This is a genomic window from Achromobacter sp. SIMBA_011 (genome assembly GCF_046535435.1).
Lineage (GTDB): Bacteria > Pseudomonadota > Gammaproteobacteria > Burkholderiales > Burkholderiaceae_B > Achromobacter > Achromobacter dolens.
In genome coordinates this window covers 1-278 of the sequence record NZ_JAWRWN010000322.1, presented here as the reverse complement: position 1 = coordinate 278, position 278 = coordinate 1, and the positions used below count along the sequence as shown (strand labels likewise).

Below are 278 nucleotides of genomic sequence, written 5' to 3'. Positions count from 1 at the left end.
CGATCGCGTCGTCCACGACGAGCCCGATCGCCAGCACCATCGCGAGCAACGTGAGCAGATTCAGCGAGAAGCCCGCGGCCAGCATCAGCGCGGCGGAGCCGACGAGCGCGAGCGGAATCGTCACGACCGGGATCACGACCGCACGGAACGAGCCGAGGAACAGGAAGATCACGACCACGACGATCGCGATCGCCTCGATGATGGTCTCGCGCACCTCGTCGATCGACGCGTTGACGAAGCGCGCGACGTCGAACACATCGCCGATCCTGATGCTGGCC

Annotated in this window: 1 protein-coding gene; it reads right to left on the bottom strand. The window is 65.8% G+C overall.

Features of this window, described 5'->3' with window-relative positions; all coding sequences use genetic code 11:
• The coding region (locus tag SB816_RS31145; RefSeq protein WP_410548132.1) for an efflux RND transporter permease subunit at nt 1-278 on the bottom strand (278 nt) is incomplete at both ends.